A 16607-nucleotide genomic window follows, 5' to 3' on the forward strand; every position below is an offset into this window, starting at 1 on the left:
CGTTTTGGGGGTGCGGTAACTACCCCCTTTGTAAGGTCACGCTGGCCCGCGCCGCATAAGCGAATCAGCCCAACTTGCGCGCCAAGTCGCTGACTTGCAGATGCGTGTACCGGGCCAGCATTCGCGGGTCCTTGTGGCCCGTGATAGTCGCCACTTCCATTTGCGACAGTCCCTTCTCGAACAGGCGGGAAGTGGCCTCGTGGCGCAGGTCATGGAATCGGAAGTTCTCCAACCCGGCACGCTTCACCATGCGTGTGAACGCTAGCTTGAACGCGTTGATCGTAAGGCCGGGGAAGACGGGGCCGGAATCGAGTTCACCTTCGTGGCCGAGTTCGTAGGCCGCGACGCGCCGCAGGGTGAGCAGTACTTCCATCGCCCGCCTCGACAAGGGGACGCCACGCGGAGTGCCATTCTTCGTCTCGATAAGCTGGATCGACCGATGCTCGAAGCTGACGCGTTCCCACTCCAGCCCAAGAATCTCGCCTCGCCGCATCGCCGTCTCCAGAGCCAAGTCCAAAATTGGGATAGCGTATGGGTTCCGTGTCTCCTCACCCGCATGGCGCAGGGCACTCTCCTCCTCGGATGAGAGTCTACGCACGCGCCCTGGGGGATTCCGTGGGCGACGTACCGTGATGAGAACGCTCTTGCAGAACGCTACATCCCACTCATTGGCCGCCAGCTTGAACGCCGCGTTGAGGATGTTCAGTTCTCGATTGACTGTGCTGGGTGCAACGTCCTGAAGCCGTTGTTCCACCCATTCCTTGATGTCCCGCCGGTTCAGATTCTCAAGATGGATGCGGGCAAGCGGGTACTTGAGGATGCTGCGTGTGTGATGGGCCTCGGCTTCTGCTCCCTTCTTTCGGACTGTCTCCTCGCGTAGGTTCCGGTGTAGCAGATCAGTCACTATGCGCGGCCTCTCCTTGAACTCCTTCACCAGCCTCGCGTGGGCCTGCTCCCTCGCTGTCTCTAGCGAACGGGCTTTCAGCTCTGGCTCGGTGGCGCGGAGCCAAGCCTCCGCTTCCTCGCGGTCGAGGAAAGTGCGCGAGACAATGCGCAGGCCGGTGAAGCGAATCTTTGCTTGAAATGTGGCGATACCGCGCTTTGAGCGGCGCTCGATGATGGTGCCCATGTACGTCATCCTTGCAAGTGGATGCACGGTACTTGGTGCTTTCCGCCCCGTTCCTCGGTGCAGGTTGTGAGGCCACGCCATTGGAGGCGGGTCGGCGAATTATGCTCGCGCTACATGGCCTCGGGAATCAGGGGAAGTGCTACACTAAAACCTTCCACGCGGACTGCGTGGTGTAAGAGTTGACAAGAGACGTGGTCGAGGGAGCGGCGAGTGCAACGAGCCGCAAAGCCTTGCGCAGCAAGGCATACAGGTCGAAGGCACTCCCCTGCTAAGGGAGCATCTGGGCCAAAACCTGGATCGAGGGTTCGAATCCCTCCGTCTCCGCCAGTCATGGCGGCGAAACCCCGGAAGATCGCGGTCTTCCGGGGTTTTTGTTTTTCTGGCCCATCAGATGCCTTGTGTCAGAGGATGGCGCATTCAAGGCATCTCGGACATCCCGGCGCGATGAGCGATCCGCGCTGCGATTTCAGTCCTTCGGCACGATCACCGCGATGGCGTTGTTGACCAGCGCACCGGTCTCGCTTTCGTCCGGCCGCATGCCGGTGGCCAGCGTCCGGTGCAGCACGCTGGCCAGCACCATGCCGTGGAAGAGCCGGGCGCTGGCCTCGGGACTTGCCGCAAGACGGATGCCGTTGGCCTGCTGCGCGGACAGGAAGGCCGCGATATAGGCGCACGTTGCCTCCGGGCCGCGCGTGTACCAGGCATTGCCCAGCGCCGGAAAGCGCCGCGACTCCGCAAAGATCAGCCGCAGGAACGCCAGGTGCCGTTCTTCCAGCAGCGAATGCAGGAAGCTGTGGGCAATCCTGTGCAGGCCCTGCGCGGCGTTGCAGCGCGACAGGTCCAGTCCTTTCTCTGTCTTCTCCAGGAAGCGGTCGCATAGCCGCTCCACCACCGCGACGAAGAGTCCATCCTTGCCGCCGAAATAGCTGTACACGTTGGTCTTGGAGCCGCCGCACGCCTTGACGATGTCATCCAGGCTGACGCCGTCATAGCCATGTTCCAGGAACATGTCCGCGGCGGTGCTGAGGATCAGCGCGCGTTTCTCTTCGCCGCGGCGCGTGATGCGCACGGGCGGGTGGTGGACCACAGGGGGGGAAGCGCTTTCTGGAGAGCTCATCTGGTGCAGGCGTGGCGTCGCGCCCCATGCCGGGGGAGACTCTGCGCAGTCTACCAAAAGCCGGCAGGCTGCTGCGTTTCCCAATGTGACAGGCTCATGGCTTCAAAAAATCAGAACGACTCATTTCGAATTGTAAAATACCGTACGGTACGGTTTTAACTATATTTGCTCACCATGAGCGACGCACTGAAGGACTGGAACCCAGACCCCGGCCAGAACCGGCGCTCTTCTCTTCGATGCTTAACAGGAGCAAGTGATGAAAACGGCAATGTTTGGCGCAGCAGTCGTGCTGGTGATGGCTTCGGCGGCCCAGGCCGCGGTGCGGTCGCCCGATGTCTATGCCGATGGTGCGCGTGCGGCACATGGCTCGATCCCCTCGGCCGCGTCGGCGCAGCGTTCGCAGCCGGGCCGGCTGGTGGACGAGCAGTTCCGCAAGGTCGCAGCGCGCAAGGTCGATCCGTATCTGGACGGCGCGGTACGCGAAGTCGATCCCTTCACCGATGGCGCGCTCGCCCGGATCGGGGAGACCGATCCGTCGGACCGTGCCTGATGATGTGCCGGCGCTGCGTCTGGCGCAGTGCCGGCTGGCTCCCGGTGCAGGTATTCCCGACCTTGCAATGCATCGTGGCACGCCCTAAAATAATTCGTATATCGCATTAGATTGCGCGTAGCGCAAAAATAGGAGACAACGTGACGGATGCCAAACGCACCGGCCACACCGCCATTGCCCATGTGGATCTCCACGGGGTGTCGGTGCATGGCAAGGATCTCAGCCAGGAACTGATCGGCAAGATCGGCTTTACGGCCTACTTTCTGTTCCTGCTTACCGGCCGCCAGCCGGACGAAAAGCTGGTGGCCATCACCGATGCCTGCCTGGTCGCCATTGCCGAACACGGACTGGTGCCGTCGGTGCAGGCCGCGCGCATGACGCTCGCCGCCGCCCCCGACGCCCTGCAGGGCGCGGTGGCCGCGGGCGTGCTGGGCTGCGGCTCGGTCATCCTGGGGGCCTCGGAAACCGCCGGGCAGATGCTGGCGCAAGTGCTGGCCGGCCGCGACGCCGGCACGCTGGCAGACAGCGCGCACGCGGTGGTGCGGGCCTTGCGGCAGGCACGGCAGCCGCTGCCGGGCTTTGGCCACCCCACGCACAAGCAGGGCGATCCGCGTGCGCACCGCCTGCTGGCGTTCGCGCGTGAACTCGGCATCGCGGGCGACCACGTCGCCGCGCTCGAGGCGGTGGCCGCGGCGGTTCCCGAGCACTACAGCAAGGCCTTGCCGCTCAATGTGTCGGGCGCGATCCCCGCGGTGCTGCTCGATGCCGGCTATCCCGCCAGCGCGCTCAAGGGTGTGCCGATGCTGGCCCGCGTGGCGAGCCTGATCGCCCACCTGCAGGAAGAGCGTGCGCAACCCATCGGCTTTATCCTGGCCGACGCCGCCGAACACGCCATCACTTACAGCGCCGCGCCGGCGCAAGCATCATGAAGCCGCCCGCACTCCCTGCCGGCGACGCGCTGGTGGCGCCGCTCGATGTGCTCAGGCAGTACCGCGCCCACGATGCCACACTCACTGGTTTCCTTGCCGCCCGCGTGGCGGCGCACCCGGCCAAGCCGGCGCTTGTGTTCGAGGGCGAGACCTGGAGCTATCGCCAGCTCGACCAACGGATCGCCCTCACCGCGGACTGGCTGGCGCAGGCGATGCAAGTCCGCCCCGGCGACCGTGTCGGCGTGCTCTCGACCAACCATCCGTCCACCGTGGTGCTGATGTTCGCGCTGGCCCGTATCGGCGCGACCATGGTGCCGGCCAATCCCGAATACCGGCTCGACGAGGCGCTGTACGTATTCCGGCACGCGCAGGTCTGCGGCCTGGTCTGCGCGCCCGGCACGCTCGCAACCGGCGCGGCCGTGGCCGCGGACCTGGGCGGTGACGTCTGGCTGCGCGCCAACGAGGATGGCGATCACGGCGTGCCGACGCTGGCCGCGTCGATCGCGGCGCATGCGGTGCAGCCGGCCAACGCTGCGCCGGGCGTCGACAGCGACCGCAGCACCGCCCTGATCATCTACACCTCAGGCACCACCGGCTTTCCCAAGGGCGCCATGCACAGCCATCGCGGCTACGTGCTGACGGCCGAGGCCTTTGTCGGCCGCCTGCACTTGCAGCCGGACGAGCGCGTGATGTGCGTGATGCCGCTGTTCCATATCAATGCATTGATGTATTCGGTGGGCGGGGCGCTGGCCTGCGGCGGCTGCCTGGTGCTGATGCGCCGCTTCTCGGCGTCGTCGTTCTGGCGCTTCGCGGCCGAGAGCGGCGCGACCGAGGTCAATCTGGTGGCTGCTGCCGGCAGCATCCTGGCGCGGCGCCCGCGCGCGGAATTCGTGCCGGGCCATCGCATCACCAAGATGTTCATTGCGCCGCAGACCCAGGAGATGGTGCGGGTGATGAAGCAGGAATTCCACGTGCCGCGCCTGATCGAGTGCTACGGCATGACGGAAATCCCCGGCGTCATCGCCAATCCGTTCAACGGCCCGCACAAGCTCGGCACCATGGGCCTGATCTCGCCGCACCCGGACCCGGCCGTGCCGGTGCCCGAGGCGCGCATCGTCGACGACGACGGCCACGACGTGGCACCCGGCGCCGCGGGCGAACTGCTGATCCGCACCCCGACGCTGATGCAGGGCTACTACCGCGACGCCGCGCAGACCGAGGCCGCGTTCCGCGACGGCTGGTTTGCCACCGGCGACCTGGTGCGCCAGGACAGTGATGGCTACTACGTCTTCGTCGCACGCAAGAAGGACGTGATCCGCCGCAAGGGTGAGAACGTGTCCGGCGCCGAGCTCGACCGGATCTTCGGCGAGCACCCCGCAGTCGAGGAAGCGGCGGCCATCGGCGTGCCGGCGGACCTGGGCGAAGAAGAGATCCTGCTGGCGGTGCAGTTCCGTCCCGGGCAGTCGGTCGAGCCGGGCGAGTTGCTCGCCTGGGCTCGGGACCGGCTGGCCGTGCACAAGCTGCCGCGCTATGTCGTCGCCGTGGATGCCATTCCGCACACCCCGACGCACAAGCCGGCCAAGCACAAGCTGAAAGCGGATGGAACCCTGTTCGCCCGCGCCATCGACATGGCCGCCGCCGGCCACTGACACAGAATCACCGGAGACAACGATGAACAACCCCGACAACTACACCCTGCAACGCGCCTTCGATGCCATGTGCTGCGATGCGCCCGGCGCGGACCCGGTCCTGCAGGCGCAGTTCCGCGTGGCGCTGAAGCACTTCCACGCCATGCTGGACGAACTCAAGCTGACCGACCAGCAGCTCTACCGGATCGCCACCTGGATGGGCAAGGTGGCCCAGCAGGATGAGCTGATCATGCTGTGCGACATGATGGGGCTGACCATGCGCGCGCTGGACCTGGCACGCACCGATGACCACGCCACGCCGCAGAACGTGACCGGCCCGTTCCCCAAGGACGAGATCGCCGAAGGCTCCAACCCGTGCCATATCGCCACCGACGACGAGCCTGGCCAGCGGCTAGAGGTGCGCGGCCGCGTGCTGGATGCCGCCACCGGCACGCCGGTACCGGGCGCGATGATGATCGTATGGCAGCCCAACCAGTTCGGCCGCTATGAGAACGAAGACGACTCGCAGTCCGAAGACAACCTGCGCGGCAAGCTGCGTTGCGAGGCGGATGGCAGCTTCCAGGTGTTCACCATCCGGCCGGGTGGCTACATCATCGGGCGCGAGGATACCGAAGTGGGCGTGTTGATGAAGCGGCTGGGCCGCAACCGGCAGCGCGCGCCGCACATCCACTACCGGGTGATGCAGCCGGGCTACCGGACGCTGACGTCGCAGCTGTATTTCGCCGGTGATCCGGCCAATCCGGTCGACTGCATCTTCTCGACCATCGACGACCACATCGTCGACGCGCTGCCGCACCCGGAGCGCGACGGCTACCAGCTGGTCAACCTGGATATCGTGCTGCAGCCTGAAGCGGCGCAGTAAGCCGGCGCGCGAGGCGGTTCAGGAGGCGGCGGTAATGGAGTGCGCCAGCGCCGGCGCGCGCCGGATCGCCGCCTCGATCGACGCGGCGGCTTCGCGCAGCGCCGGCAGCCGGGTGGCGACCAGTTCGTCGGGGCTGGTGCGCTCGGTTTCGGTGGAGCAGTTGATGGCGGCGATCACGCGCTGTTGCGGGTCGCGCACCGGCACGGCGATCGACAGCACGCCCAGCTCCAGCTGGCTGTCCTGGATGGCATAGCCCTGCTCGAGCGCGCGTGCCAGCGCCGCGCGCAGCGCGTCGGCATCGCTGAGCGTCAGCGGGGTGAATTTCTGGAATGGCGCCTTGTCGAGGATCTTGTTCTGCTGGGCCTTGGGCGCGTGCGCCAGCAAGGCCAGGCCAAGGGAGGTGCAATGGACCGGCAGCCGGTAACCCACCGAAGCGCGGAAGGCGATGCGCCTGCGGCTGGGCACATGTGCCAGGTAGACCACGCTGTCGCCGTCGAGGATGGCAAGCGAGACCGAATCGCGGAAGCGCTCGGCCACCTCCTGCAGGAACGGCTGCACGATGTCGCGCAGGTTCATCGAGCTGAGGAAGGCGGCGCCCAGCGACAGCACCTTGGGCAGCAGCACGAAGCGGCGGCCGTTGGCGCCGATATAGCCCAGCGCCTGCAGCGTCAGCAGCGCGCGGCGTGCGGTCGCGGGCGTCATGCCGGTGGCCTGCGCCACTTCGCTCAGCGTCAGTTCCGGCGTGGTCTCGGTAAAGGCCTGGATCACCGCCAGGCCCCGCGCCAGCGCCGCGACGTAGTCGCGGTGGCCTTCCTCGAGCTTCGGCGGAGTGTCGTTGTCGACGGGGGCGGATGGTTTGGCGGCGGAGGTCATGACCGCATTTTAGCTGCAACAGACCGCCTGCAACACAAGGACCGGGGCCACCGCAGGCCACCGGATCCGGGAGACACCGCATCATGAGACTCGACCCCACTTCGCTGCGCCTGTTTGTCGCCGTGGCCGAAACCGGCTCCATCGCCGCGGCGGCGGAGCACGCGCACCTCGCCGCGGCCGCGGTCAGCAAGCGCGTGAGCGAACTGGAGCAGGGGCTGGGCACGGCCTTGCTGATGCGCAGCAACAAGGGCGTGCAGCCGACCATGGCCGGGATGGAGCTGGCGCACCTGGCGCGCGGCGTGCTGCACAACCTGGATGACATCCTGGTGCGCATGCGCGACTACGGCGGCGGCTTGCGCGGGCAGGTGAGGGTGATGGCCAATATCTCGGCCATCACGCAGTTCCTGCCGGCGCAGCTCAAGTCGTTCCTGGCCGAGTACCCGCTGATCGACGTGCACCTGGAAGAGCGCGTCAGCACCGCCATCGTGCGCGCGGTGGCCGAGAATGCCGCGGACATCGGCATCTTCACCGCGGGTGCGGTGGGTGCGGAACTGGAGACGTTCCCCTACCGGCGCGACGAACTGGTCGTGGTGGTGCCCGGCGCGCATCCGCTGGCCGGGCGGCACTCGGTGACCATCCGCGAGGCCTTCGACTACGACTTTGTCAGCCTGCACGCAGGCAGCCAGATCCACCTGCAGCTGGCCAAGGCCGCCAGCGAGGCGGGCCGCGTGTTCAAGCCGCGCATCCACGTGCCCGGCTACGACGCGCTGTGCCTGATGGTGCAGGCGGGACTGGGCCTGGGGATCCTGCCCAGGTCCAGCGCCGGGCCTTACCAGCAGACCCTTGGCATCCGCACCGTCGCGCTCGATGAAGCGTGGGCCGCGCGCCAGCTGGTGATCGGCGTGCGTGCGTATGAGGGCCTGTCCGCGGTGGCGCGGCTGCTGGTGGACCGGCTGCGCGAGGACGAATAGCGCGCCAGCGCTGCCATCGTTTTTTGCGATGGCGGGCTCGCCAATGGTTGCTTTACCGTGCGCGCGGGTTCTTCCAATCTTGCATCACAGACCACCGTATCCACAGGAGCAGCAAACCGCCATGGCTAACGAAGCGAACAACGGAACGATGCCGCTGCAGGGCGTCCGCGTGATCGAACTCGGCTCGCTGATCGCAGGCCCGTATGCGGGCGGACTGCTCGCGCAGTTCGGCGCCGAAGTGCTGAAGATCGAATCGCCCAAGGACGGCGACCCGCTGCGCAAGTGGCGCAAGCTGTATGAAGGCACCTCGCTCTGGTGGTATAGCCAGAGCCGCAACAAGAAGTCGCTGACGCTGGACCTGCGTTCGGCGCAGGGCCAGGAGATCGTGCGCAAGCTGGTCACCGAAGCCGATATCGTGATCGAGAACTTCCGCCCCGGCACGCTCGAGAAATGGGGCCTGGGCTGGGAAGACCTGCGCAAGGTGAACCCCGCGCTGGTCATGGTGCGCATCTCCGGCTACGGCCAGACCGGTCCCTACAAGGACCGCCCCGGCTTTGCCGCGATTGCCGAATCGATGGGCGGGCTGCGCTATGTCAGCGGCTATCCCGACCGGCCGCCGGTGCGCTCGGGCGTGAGCATCGGCGACACCCTGGCGTCGCTGTATGGCGTCATCGGCGCCTTGCTGGCCATGCACCACCTGCGCGCCAACCAGGGCGAAGGGCAGTTTGTCGACGTGGCGCTCTATGAGTCGGTGTTTGCCGTGATGGAGAGCCTGGTGCCGGAGTACGCCAAGTTCGGCCACGTGCGCGAGCGTTCGGGCGCCAGCCTGCCGGGCATCTCGCCGTCGAATACCTATCCGTGCCAGGACGGCCAGTACGTGATCATCGCCGGCAACGGCGACGCCATCTTCCGGCGCTTCATGGCCGCCATCGGCCGCGACGACCTGGGCCAAGACCCGCGCCTGGCGCACAACGACGGGCGCGTGCAGCACAACGCCATGCTCGACGACGCCATCACCGCGTGGACTTCCGCGCATGACCTCGACACGGTGCTGGCAACGCTGGAAGCCGCGGCCGTGCCCTGCGGAAAGATCTACACCGCGGCGGAGATCAGCAGCGACGCGCACTACCGCGCGCGCGACATGATCGAGCCGCACCAGTTGCCCGATGGCTCGCCGCTGGAGCTGTCCGGCATCGTGCCCAAGCTCAGCGCAACGCCTGGGCGCACCAGGTGGATCGGCCCCGAACTGGGCCAGCACACCGAAGAGATCCTGGCGGGCATCGGCATTGCCGGCGACGAGTTGCGCGCGCTGCGCGCCGCCGGCGTGGTCTGAGGCCCGCCCCCTACAAAAAGGAAAGAAAGGAAAGAACCATGTGGCTTCCTAATGCCCCCCGGCGCGTGCGCATCAATGAAGTGTCCGTGCGCGACGGCTTCCAGATCGAGCCTGAATTCGTCCCCACCGAACAGAAGATCGCGCTGATCGACCGCCTCTCGGAAACCGGCCTGGCCAGGATCGAGATCACCTCCTTTGTCTCGCCCAAGGCGATCCCGAACCTGCGCGATGCCGAGGCGGTCGCGAAAGGCATCCGCCGCCATCCGGGCGTGGTCTACACCGCGCTGGTGCCCAATGCGCGCGGCTGCGAGCGCGCACTGGAGTGCGATCTCGACGAGATCAACCTGGTGATGTCGGCCAGCGAGACGCACAACCTGGCCAATATGCGCATGACCTGCGAACAGTCGCTTGAGCAGTTCCGCGGCGTGATGCAGCTGGCTCAGTCGGCCGATCTGGCTGTCAGCGGCTGCGTGGCGACCGCGTTCGGCTGCCCGTTCGAAGGCGAGATCGCGCCGGAACGGGTGAAGTGGGCCGCGGGCCGCTACCTGGAACTGGGCATGGACAGCATCACGCTGGCCGATACCACCGGCATGGCCGACCCGCGCCAGGTGAGCAAGCTGGTCGAGGCGTTCCTGCGCTGGTTCCCGGGCGTGCCGCTGACCCTGCATTTCCACAACACGCGCGGCATGGGCCTGGCCAATGTGCTGGCCGGTCTGGCGGCGGGCGTGGACAGTTTCGATGCGTCGCTGGGCGGGCTGGGCGGCTGCCCCTTTGCGCCGGGCGCGACCGGCAATATCTGCACGGAAGACCTGGTGCACATGCTGGAGTCTTCCGGCATCGACACCGGTGTCGACCTGGACCGGCTGCTTGGCGCGGCGCGCGAGCTGCCGGCGCTGGTCGGACACGATATTTCCGGGCAGGTGGTCAAGGCCGGCAAGAGCACCGAGCTGCATCCGGTGCCTGAGTGGGTGGGCGCAAGGTAACCCGCATCCGCCACGAGAAATACAAGGAGAGACCCCCATGACTGAACCCGACCGCCCGGCGAGCCTGCTCGACAAGCTCTGGGCCAGCCACGTGATCCACCAGGAGCCGGACGGACCCGCGCTGATCTATATCGACCGCCACCTGGTCAACGAGGTGACCAGCCCGCAGGCCTTCGAAGGCCTGCGCCTGAACGCGCGCAAGGTGTGGCGCGCCGCTTCCGTGCTGGCAACGGCCGACCACAACGTGCCGACCACCGCGCGCAAGCTGGGCATTGCCGATCCCGTCAGCCGCGCGCAGGTCGAGGCCCTGGACCAGAACTGCGCAGACACCGGCATCGTCAACTTCGGCATGGACGATCCGCGCCAGGGCATCCTGCACGTGGTCGGTCCGGAGCGCGGCGCCACCTTGCCCGGCATGAGCATTGCCTGCGGCGACTCGCACACGTCCACGCACGGCGCGTTCGCGGCATTCGCTTTCGGCATCGGCACCTCTGAAGTCGAGCAGGTGCTGGCTGCGCAATGCCTGTGGATGAAGAAGCCCAGGTCGATGCTGGTGCGGGTGGAGGGCGAGCTGCCCCGTGGCGTGTCCGCCAAGGACATCGCGCTGGCGCTGGTCGGCCGCATCGGCACCGCCGGCGCCACCGGTCACGTGATCGAGTTTGCCGGCAGCACGATCCGCGGCCTCAGCATGGAGGCGCGCATGACCGTGTGCAACATGGCGATCGAAGCGGGCGCGCGCGCCGGCATGGTGGCGGTGGATGAAACCACGCTGGCCTACCTGGACGGTCGCCCGCAGGCACCGGCCGGTGCGATGTGGGACGCCGCCACCGGCTACTGGCGCACGCTGCGCAGCGATCCGGGCGCCGCCTTCGATGCCGTGGTGGAGCTGGATGCCACCGCGATCCGCCCGCATGTGACCTGGGGCACCTCGCCGGAAATGGTGGTGGCCGTCGGCGAGCGCATTCCCGATCCGCGCGACGAGCGCGACCCGGTGCGGCGCAAGAGCATCGAGCAGGCGCTGGACTACATGGGCCTGCTGCCGAATACGCCGATCGAGGCGGTCGCGCTGGACAAGGTATTCATCGGCTCATGCACCAATGCGCGCCTGGAAGACCTGCGCGCCGCGGCGGCGGTGCTGCGCGGGCGCCATGTCTCGCCGCGCATCAGGCAGGCGCTGGTGGTGCCGGGCTCCGGGCTGGTCAAGTCGCAGGCCGAGGCCGAGGGGCTGGACCAGGTGTTCATCGCCGCCGGCTTCGAATGGCGCGAACCGGGCTGTTCGATGTGCCTGGGCATGAACGATGACCGCCTGGCGGCCGGCGAGCGCTGCGCTTCCACTTCTAACCGCAACTTCGAAGGCAGGCAGGGGCCGGGCGGGCGCACCCACCTGGTCAGCCCGCAGATGGCGGCCGCGGCCGCGGTGGCGGGCCACTTCATCGATGTGCGTTCGCTGTAGACCACCGGAGGAAACCGAGCAATGAGAGCCTTTACCACGCTGGACGGCCTGGTGGCGCCGCTGGACCGAGCCAATGTCGATACCGACGCCATCCTGCCCAAGCAGTTCCTGAAGTCGATCCGGCGCAGCGGCTTCGGCCCCTACCTGTTCGACGACTGGCGCTACCTCGACCACGGCGAGCCCGGACAGGACTGCAGCAGCCGGCCCCTCAACCCGGATTTCGTGCTGAACCAGCCGCGCTACCGCGGCGCCTCGATCCTGCTGGCGCGCGAGAACTTCGGTTGCGGCTCATCGCGCGAACATGCGCCGTGGGCGCTGGAGGACTTCGGCCTGCGCGCGCTGATCGCGCCCAGCTTTGCTGACATCTTCTACAACAACTGCCTGAAGAACGGCCTGCTGCCGATCGTCGCGGCGCCGGACGTGGTCGAGCGCCTGTTCGCCGAGACCGCGGCCACGCCGGGCTACCGGCTGCAGGTGGACCTCGCCGCGCTGCAGGTGGTGACGCCGTCGGGTGAGGCCATTGCCTTCACGCTGGATCCGTTCAAGCAGCACTGCCTGCTGAACGGCCTGGACGATATCGCGCTGGCGCTGCGCCATGCCGGGCAGATCCGGGATTACGAACAGGCGCGGCGGCAATTGGAGCCCTGGCTCTTTGACTGAATGATCCCCTGACGGCAGCCGGCCGTCCGAGCCGGCACCGTCGACACAGACAATGGATGGAGACCTTATGTCCTGGCAATTTCATACGATTCACGCGCTGCGTGCCGCAGCCTTCGGCCTGGCCTGCCTGGCAGGCACGGGCGCCGCACTGGCGCAGACCTATCCCACGCAGCCGATCCGCATGGTGGTGCCTTACGCACCGGGCGGAACCACCGACATCATCGCCAGGCAACTGGCGCAGCGCATGTCTGAGAAGCTGGGCCAGCCGGTGGTGGTGGAAAACAAGAGCGGTGCCAATACCGTGATCGGCGCCGACGCGGTGGCCAAGGCGCAGCCCGACGGCTACACGCTGCTGCTCACCAACGATGCCACCTTCGTGCTCAACCCGGTGGTGCTGCCGTCGGTGTCGTACAACGTCGCGCGCGACTTTGCCCCGGTGGCAACGATCGGCTACGTGCCGCTGGTCATGGCCGTCTCGGGCAGCCTGCCGGTGGACAGCGTCAAGGACCTGGCCGCGTATGCCAAGGGCCGCCCGCAAGCCCTCAGCTACGGCTCGTTCGGCAGCGGCAGCCAGCCGCACCTGATGGGCGCGCTGTTCAACAAGCTGGCCGGCACCGACCTGGTCCACGTGCCGTACAAGGGCTCGGCGCCGGCGGTGGCAGACGTCGTCGGCGGCCAGATCCTGATGACCTTCCCGGCGCTGCCGACGATCCAGAGCTTTGTTGCGGCAAAGAAGCTCAAGGTGCTCGCCGTCAGCGGCGACAAGCGCACGCGCGCGCTGCCGCAGGTGCCGACCTTTGCCGAAGCCGGCTACAAGGACATGGATATCTCGGCCGTCTACGGCGTGCTGGCCCCGGCCAAGGTGCCGCGCGCAGTGGTCGACAAGCTGAATGCCACCATCCGCGAGATCCTGGACGACAAGGACTTCGTCGAGAAGCACTTCGCCGCGCAGGGGATGGTGCCGATGAAGCTGAGCCCGGCGCAGTTCTCGCAGTACATCGAGACGCAGACCCGCCAGACCCGCAAGCTGGTCGAGCTGTCCGGCGTCAGGGTCGAGTAGGGGGCGGGCCATGACCAACACAAGCAACGCACACACGGTGCAATCACCGCGGCTTGGATGGATCGGCGTTGGCGCCATGGGCCGGCCGATGTGCCTGAACCTGCTGAAAGCCGGCTACCTGCTCAAGGTCTTCGACCGTGTGCCGGCGCAGTGCGAGGCGGTGGCCGCTGCCGGGGCCGCGGTGGCGCCGTCCGCGCAGGCACTGGTGGCGGAATCCGATGTGGTGTTCTCGACGATCTTCGACGATGGCGGGCTGCGCGACCTGTTCCTGGCCCCTGGCGGCGTTGCCGGGGCCGCAACGGCGGACAAGGTCTTTGTCGACATGAGCACGGTCTCGCCCGACGCCTCGGCCGAGGTGGCCGCCGCGCTCGTGCAGCGCGGCGCCGCTTTTCTGCGCGCGCCGGTGTCGGGCACGGTATCGCTGGCGGCCAGCGCGCAGCTGAGCTGCTTCGTGTCCGGGCCGCGGCCGGCCTTCGACGCGGTGCAGCCCATTCTGGCGTGCCTGACCGCGCGCCAGTCCTACGTGGGCGGCGCGGACGAGGCCCGCGTCATCAAGCTGATGATCAACATGATGGTGTTCATGAGCACCGCGGTGATCGGCGAAGGGCTGGCATTCGGCGCGCGCGCCGGGCTGGACCGCGCGCTGATGGTCGATGCGATCAACGACAGCATCGTCGGCAGCGCCCACTACCGCACCAAGGCAGAGCAGCTCAAGCAGCGCGACTACGCCGCCGTCGGCCCGATCTCGCTGGTGGTGAAGGACCTCGACCTGGCATTGGCGGTGGCCCGCGACAACGCGGTCGCGCTGCCGATGTCGTCGCTGGTGCGGCAATACCTGGCGCTGATGCAGCAGCGCCGGCAGGACCATCTCGACATCGCCGCGCTGGCCGATGTGCTCGAGTGGGCAGGCGAGCCCGGCGCAGTGTAATCGGGCCAACCCGATAGCTATAAAGAAGGATGGAGACATGAAACACAACCCGATCACCCGGGCGCCACGCGCCCTGTTCGTCGCCGCCGGGCTTGCCCTGGCCCTGGCGATGCCGCCGGTGCTGGCCCAGGGCAAGCCCGGCGCCGAACCGGTCCGCATCGGCGGCCTGTTCTCGATCACCGGCGGCCTTGCCGCCGTGGGCCAGGCCGAGCGCGAAGGCGCGCTGCTGGCGCAGAAGGTCGTCAATGCCCGTGGGGGCATTGGCGGGCGGCCGCTGGAAATGATTGTCGAAGACGACGGCTCCAGCCCGGATTCCGCCGTCGCCAAGGCGAACGCGCTGCTCCATACGCACAAGGTTCGCGCCATCGTCGGGCCATCGGGCATTGCACAGACGGTTGCAATCGGCGGCATCACACAGGCGCAGAAGGTGCCCCTGTTCTCGTTCTCGGGACTGGGGCCCGCGGTGGAGCGTGAACGCCACTGTGTGTTCCACCTGACGCCGTCGCAGGAGCTCAACGCGCGTGCCGTGCTGGCCTATGCGCGCGACAACGGCTTGAAGCGCGTCGGCGTGCTGCATGACTCGGGCTACGGGCAGGTGGTATGGACCAGCCTGAAGACGCTGGACCGCGAGTACGGCGTCAGCTTCATACAGGTGGAGAAGTTCGAGATCGCCGCCACCGATGTCACCACCCAGGCGGCCAAGATCAAGGCGGCCACGCCGGATGCGATCATCGTCATCTCGACCTCGCCCGCGCCGTTCCGCAACGTGCGCCAGCTGAAGGTCGGCGTTCCCATCATCTCCGTGCATGGCACGGCTACCTACGAGACCGTCAAGGCCATGGGCGAGGCCGCGGACAACATCATCCATCCCGAGTTCATCGTGTCCGAAGACCCGCTGCCCGGGCAGAAGGAATTTGTCGAGACCTTCCGCAAGGAGTACGGCAAGCTGCCCAAGCATTTCTCGGCGGTGGGCTGGGATGCGGTCATGGCCCTGGCCGCGGGCCTGAAGGCGGCCGGTGCCGATGCGCCGGGCGACAAGCTGTGCAGCGCGTTGCGCCGGCCTTACCAGGGCGTCACCAGCGGCTACGACTTCGCCGCGCCCGATATGGGCGGCATGACGCTGGCCGGCTTCACGTACTCGAAGCTGCAGAAGGGCCAGTTCGAGCGGCTGCCCTACAAGGCCAAACCATAGCCTGCGACGGTCGCGGGAAAGGAGCTGGTATGTCCACCACCCTCGTATTCCAGGCGATCCTGTCCGGGATCACCAATGGCTTTGTCTACGCGCTGATCGGCGTGGGCATGGCCATCATCTTCAAGGGCACGCGCATCGTCAATGCGATGCAGGGCGAGTTCGCGGTGATCGGCGCGCTGGTGGCGGTGTTCGCGCTGAAGGCGCTGGGCCTGCCATATGCGTTGGCGATTGCCGGCGGCATTGCCGCCGGTGCCGCCAGCGGCCTGGCCATCGACGTGCTGTTCGTGCGGCCGATGCTGCGCCGCGGCGCCGGCGAAGAGAGCTTCCTGCTGCTGACCATTGGCCTGGCCTTTGCGCTGTCGGCCGCGGCGCTCTACTTCGGCGGCCGGGATTCGCACCTGCTGCCGGCGATTGGCGGGGAGGGGGTGGTGGAGCTGTTCGGCGCCACCACGCCCGTGCATGCGCTGGCGCTGACCGGCATTGCGGTGCTGCTGGTCGGTGCGCTGCGCCTGTTCTACACCAGGACCCTGGCGGGCCTGGCCATGACCGCTGCCTCGCTCGATCCGGATGGCGCCACCACCACCGGCATCAACGTGCGCCGCATGCGCACGTACACGTTCCTGCTCGGCGGCGGGTTCGGCGCGATCGCCGGCGTGCTGGTCACGCCGCTGCTGTCGATGAACTACCAGATGGGCATCGGCCTCACGCTGAAGGGCTTCGCCGCGGCCATTCTCGGCGGCCTGGGCAATCCGCTCGGGGCCGTGGCGGGCGGCCTGCTGCTCGGCCTGGCCGAATCGCTGGCGGTGGTGGGTTTCCCGTCTGGCTATCGCGACGTGATCGCGCTGTCGATCCTGATCGTCATCATGATTCTGCTGCCCAACGGCGTGCTGGGCCGGGCCGGGCGCAAGGGAGGATAAC

The 16607-nt window shown here is 67.3% G+C and carries 16 protein-coding genes; 13 read left to right on the forward strand and 3 right to left on the reverse strand.

Annotated elements, in window-relative coordinates:
* Positions 1 to 64: 64 nt before the first annotated feature.
* Together AC3WON_RS10650 and AC3WON_RS10655 are read right to left on the reverse strand one after the other, a co-directional pair.
* A complete protein-coding gene (locus AC3WON_RS10650; protein WP_492351770.1) occupies positions 65 to 1129 on the reverse strand; it encodes an integrase in 1065 nt (354 codons plus the stop codon).
* 466 nt (positions 1130 to 1595) lie between these two features.
* Positions 1596 to 2246, reverse strand: a complete 651-nt coding sequence (locus tag AC3WON_RS10655; protein ID WP_492351771.1) for a TetR/AcrR family transcriptional regulator — start codon at positions 2244 to 2246, stop codon at positions 1596 to 1598.
* Positions 2247 to 2502: 256 nt separating this feature from the next.
* On the opposite strand from AC3WON_RS10655, the gene AC3WON_RS10660 reads away from it, so the two are divergent.
* The 4 genes from AC3WON_RS10660 to AC3WON_RS10675 all read left to right on the forward strand — a co-directional run bounded on the left by AC3WON_RS10660 (position 2503) and on the right by AC3WON_RS10675 (position 6236).
* Positions 2503 to 2796, forward strand: coding sequence for a hypothetical protein (locus AC3WON_RS10660; RefSeq protein ID WP_492351772.1), 294 nt, complete (start codon positions 2503 to 2505; stop codon positions 2794 to 2796).
* Between the two features lie 140 nt (positions 2797 to 2936).
* Positions 2937 to 3725: a citryl-CoA lyase gene (locus AC3WON_RS10665; protein WP_058696897.1), complete on the forward strand. Its 789-nt coding sequence runs from the start codon at positions 2937 to 2939 to the stop codon at positions 3723 to 3725.
* Positions 3722 to 5374, forward strand: coding sequence for a class I adenylate-forming enzyme family protein (locus AC3WON_RS10670; protein WP_492320990.1), 1653 nt, complete (start codon positions 3722 to 3724; stop codon positions 5372 to 5374). Before AC3WON_RS10665 ends, AC3WON_RS10670 begins: the two co-directional genes overlap by 4 nt.
* Before the next feature lie 22 nt (positions 5375 to 5396).
* Positions 5397 to 6236, forward strand: a complete 840-nt coding sequence (locus AC3WON_RS10675; RefSeq protein ID WP_492351773.1) for a dioxygenase family protein — start codon at positions 5397 to 5399, stop codon at positions 6234 to 6236.
* Positions 6237 to 6254: 18 nt separating this feature from the next.
* Here AC3WON_RS10675 and AC3WON_RS10680 read toward each other — a convergent pair whose 3' ends face one another.
* Positions 6255 to 7109 (reverse strand): IclR family transcriptional regulator domain-containing protein, encoded by an 855-nt coding sequence (locus AC3WON_RS10680; protein WP_492320992.1) that lies wholly within the window; start codon positions 7107 to 7109, stop codon positions 6255 to 6257.
* Positions 7110 to 7192: 83 nt separating this feature from the next.
* Between AC3WON_RS10680 and AC3WON_RS10685 the strand changes: the two genes are divergently transcribed.
* From AC3WON_RS10685 to AC3WON_RS10725, 9 genes are all read left to right on the forward strand, one after another.
* Entirely contained in the window at positions 7193 to 8080 is an 888-nt protein-coding gene (locus AC3WON_RS10685) for a LysR family transcriptional regulator (RefSeq protein WP_010808952.1), read from the forward strand.
* Positions 8081 to 8201: 121 nt separating this feature from the next.
* Positions 8202 to 9413 (forward strand): CaiB/BaiF CoA transferase family protein, encoded by a 1212-nt coding sequence (locus tag AC3WON_RS10690; RefSeq protein WP_492320994.1) that lies wholly within the window; start codon positions 8202 to 8204, stop codon positions 9411 to 9413.
* A gap of 38 nt (positions 9414 to 9451) precedes the next feature.
* On the forward strand, positions 9452 to 10396 hold the full coding sequence (locus AC3WON_RS10695) for a hydroxymethylglutaryl-CoA lyase (protein ID WP_492320995.1): 945 nt from the start codon (positions 9452 to 9454) through the stop codon (positions 10394 to 10396).
* A gap of 37 nt (positions 10397 to 10433) precedes the next feature.
* Entirely contained in the window at positions 10434 to 11849 is a 1416-nt protein-coding gene (leuC, locus tag AC3WON_RS10700) for a 3-isopropylmalate dehydratase large subunit (RefSeq protein ID WP_492351774.1), read from the forward strand.
* Positions 11850 to 11870: 21 nt separating this feature from the next.
* Positions 11871 to 12509, forward strand: coding sequence for a 3-isopropylmalate dehydratase small subunit (leuD, locus tag AC3WON_RS10705; RefSeq protein WP_011614948.1), 639 nt, complete (start codon positions 11871 to 11873; stop codon positions 12507 to 12509).
* Between the two features lie 67 nt (positions 12510 to 12576).
* Positions 12577 to 13569 (forward strand): Bug family tripartite tricarboxylate transporter substrate binding protein, encoded by a 993-nt coding sequence (locus AC3WON_RS10710; protein ID WP_492320998.1) that lies wholly within the window; start codon positions 12577 to 12579, stop codon positions 13567 to 13569.
* Between the two features lie 10 nt (positions 13570 to 13579).
* Positions 13580 to 14497 (forward strand): NAD(P)-dependent oxidoreductase, encoded by a 918-nt coding sequence (locus AC3WON_RS10715; RefSeq protein WP_492351775.1) that lies wholly within the window; start codon positions 13580 to 13582, stop codon positions 14495 to 14497.
* Positions 14498 to 14534: 37 nt separating this feature from the next.
* Complete coding sequence (locus tag AC3WON_RS10720; RefSeq protein WP_492321000.1) at positions 14535 to 15689, forward strand: ABC transporter substrate-binding protein; 1155 nt, start codon at positions 14535 to 14537, stop codon at positions 15687 to 15689.
* 29 nt (positions 15690 to 15718) lie between these two features.
* Positions 15719 to 16606 (forward strand): branched-chain amino acid ABC transporter permease, encoded by an 888-nt coding sequence (locus AC3WON_RS10725; RefSeq protein ID WP_492321001.1) that lies wholly within the window; start codon positions 15719 to 15721, stop codon positions 16604 to 16606.
* The last annotated feature ends 1 nt before the right edge of the window (position 16607 follow it).

The organism is Cupriavidus sp. FW305-46 (assembly GCF_058787075.1).

Coding starts and splice junctions, on each gene's coding strand:
- AC3WON_RS10650 (WP_492351770.1), bottom strand. CDS start 1,129: ATGGGCACCATCATCGAGCGCCGCTCAAAGCGCGGTATCGCCACATTT.
- AC3WON_RS10655 (WP_492351771.1), bottom strand. CDS start 2,246: ATGAGCTCTCCAGAAAGCGCTTCCCCCCCTGTGGTCCACCACCCGCCC.
- AC3WON_RS10660 (WP_492351772.1), top strand. CDS start 2,503: ATGAAAACGGCAATGTTTGGCGCAGCAGTCGTGCTGGTGATGGCTTCG.
- AC3WON_RS10670 (WP_492320990.1), top strand. CDS start 3,722: ATGAAGCCGCCCGCACTCCCTGCCGGCGACGCGCTGGTGGCGCCGCTC.
- AC3WON_RS10675 (WP_492351773.1), top strand. CDS start 5,397: ATGAACAACCCCGACAACTACACCCTGCAACGCGCCTTCGATGCCATG.
- AC3WON_RS10680 (WP_492320992.1), bottom strand. CDS start 7,109: ATGACCTCCGCCGCCAAACCATCCGCCCCCGTCGACAACGACACTCCG.
- AC3WON_RS10685 (WP_010808952.1), top strand. CDS start 7,193: ATGAGACTCGACCCCACTTCGCTGCGCCTGTTTGTCGCCGTGGCCGAA.
- AC3WON_RS10690 (WP_492320994.1), top strand. CDS start 8,202: ATGGCTAACGAAGCGAACAACGGAACGATGCCGCTGCAGGGCGTCCGC.
- AC3WON_RS10695 (WP_492320995.1), top strand. CDS start 9,452: ATGTGGCTTCCTAATGCCCCCCGGCGCGTGCGCATCAATGAAGTGTCC.
- leuC (WP_492351774.1), top strand. CDS start 10,434: ATGACTGAACCCGACCGCCCGGCGAGCCTGCTCGACAAGCTCTGGGCC.
- leuD (WP_011614948.1), top strand. CDS start 11,871: ATGAGAGCCTTTACCACGCTGGACGGCCTGGTGGCGCCGCTGGACCGA.
- AC3WON_RS10710 (WP_492320998.1), top strand. CDS start 12,577: ATGTCCTGGCAATTTCATACGATTCACGCGCTGCGTGCCGCAGCCTTC.
- AC3WON_RS10715 (WP_492351775.1), top strand. CDS start 13,580: ATGACCAACACAAGCAACGCACACACGGTGCAATCACCGCGGCTTGGA.
- AC3WON_RS10720 (WP_492321000.1), top strand. CDS start 14,535: ATGAAACACAACCCGATCACCCGGGCGCCACGCGCCCTGTTCGTCGCC.
- AC3WON_RS10725 (WP_492321001.1), top strand. CDS start 15,719: ATGTCCACCACCCTCGTATTCCAGGCGATCCTGTCCGGGATCACCAAT.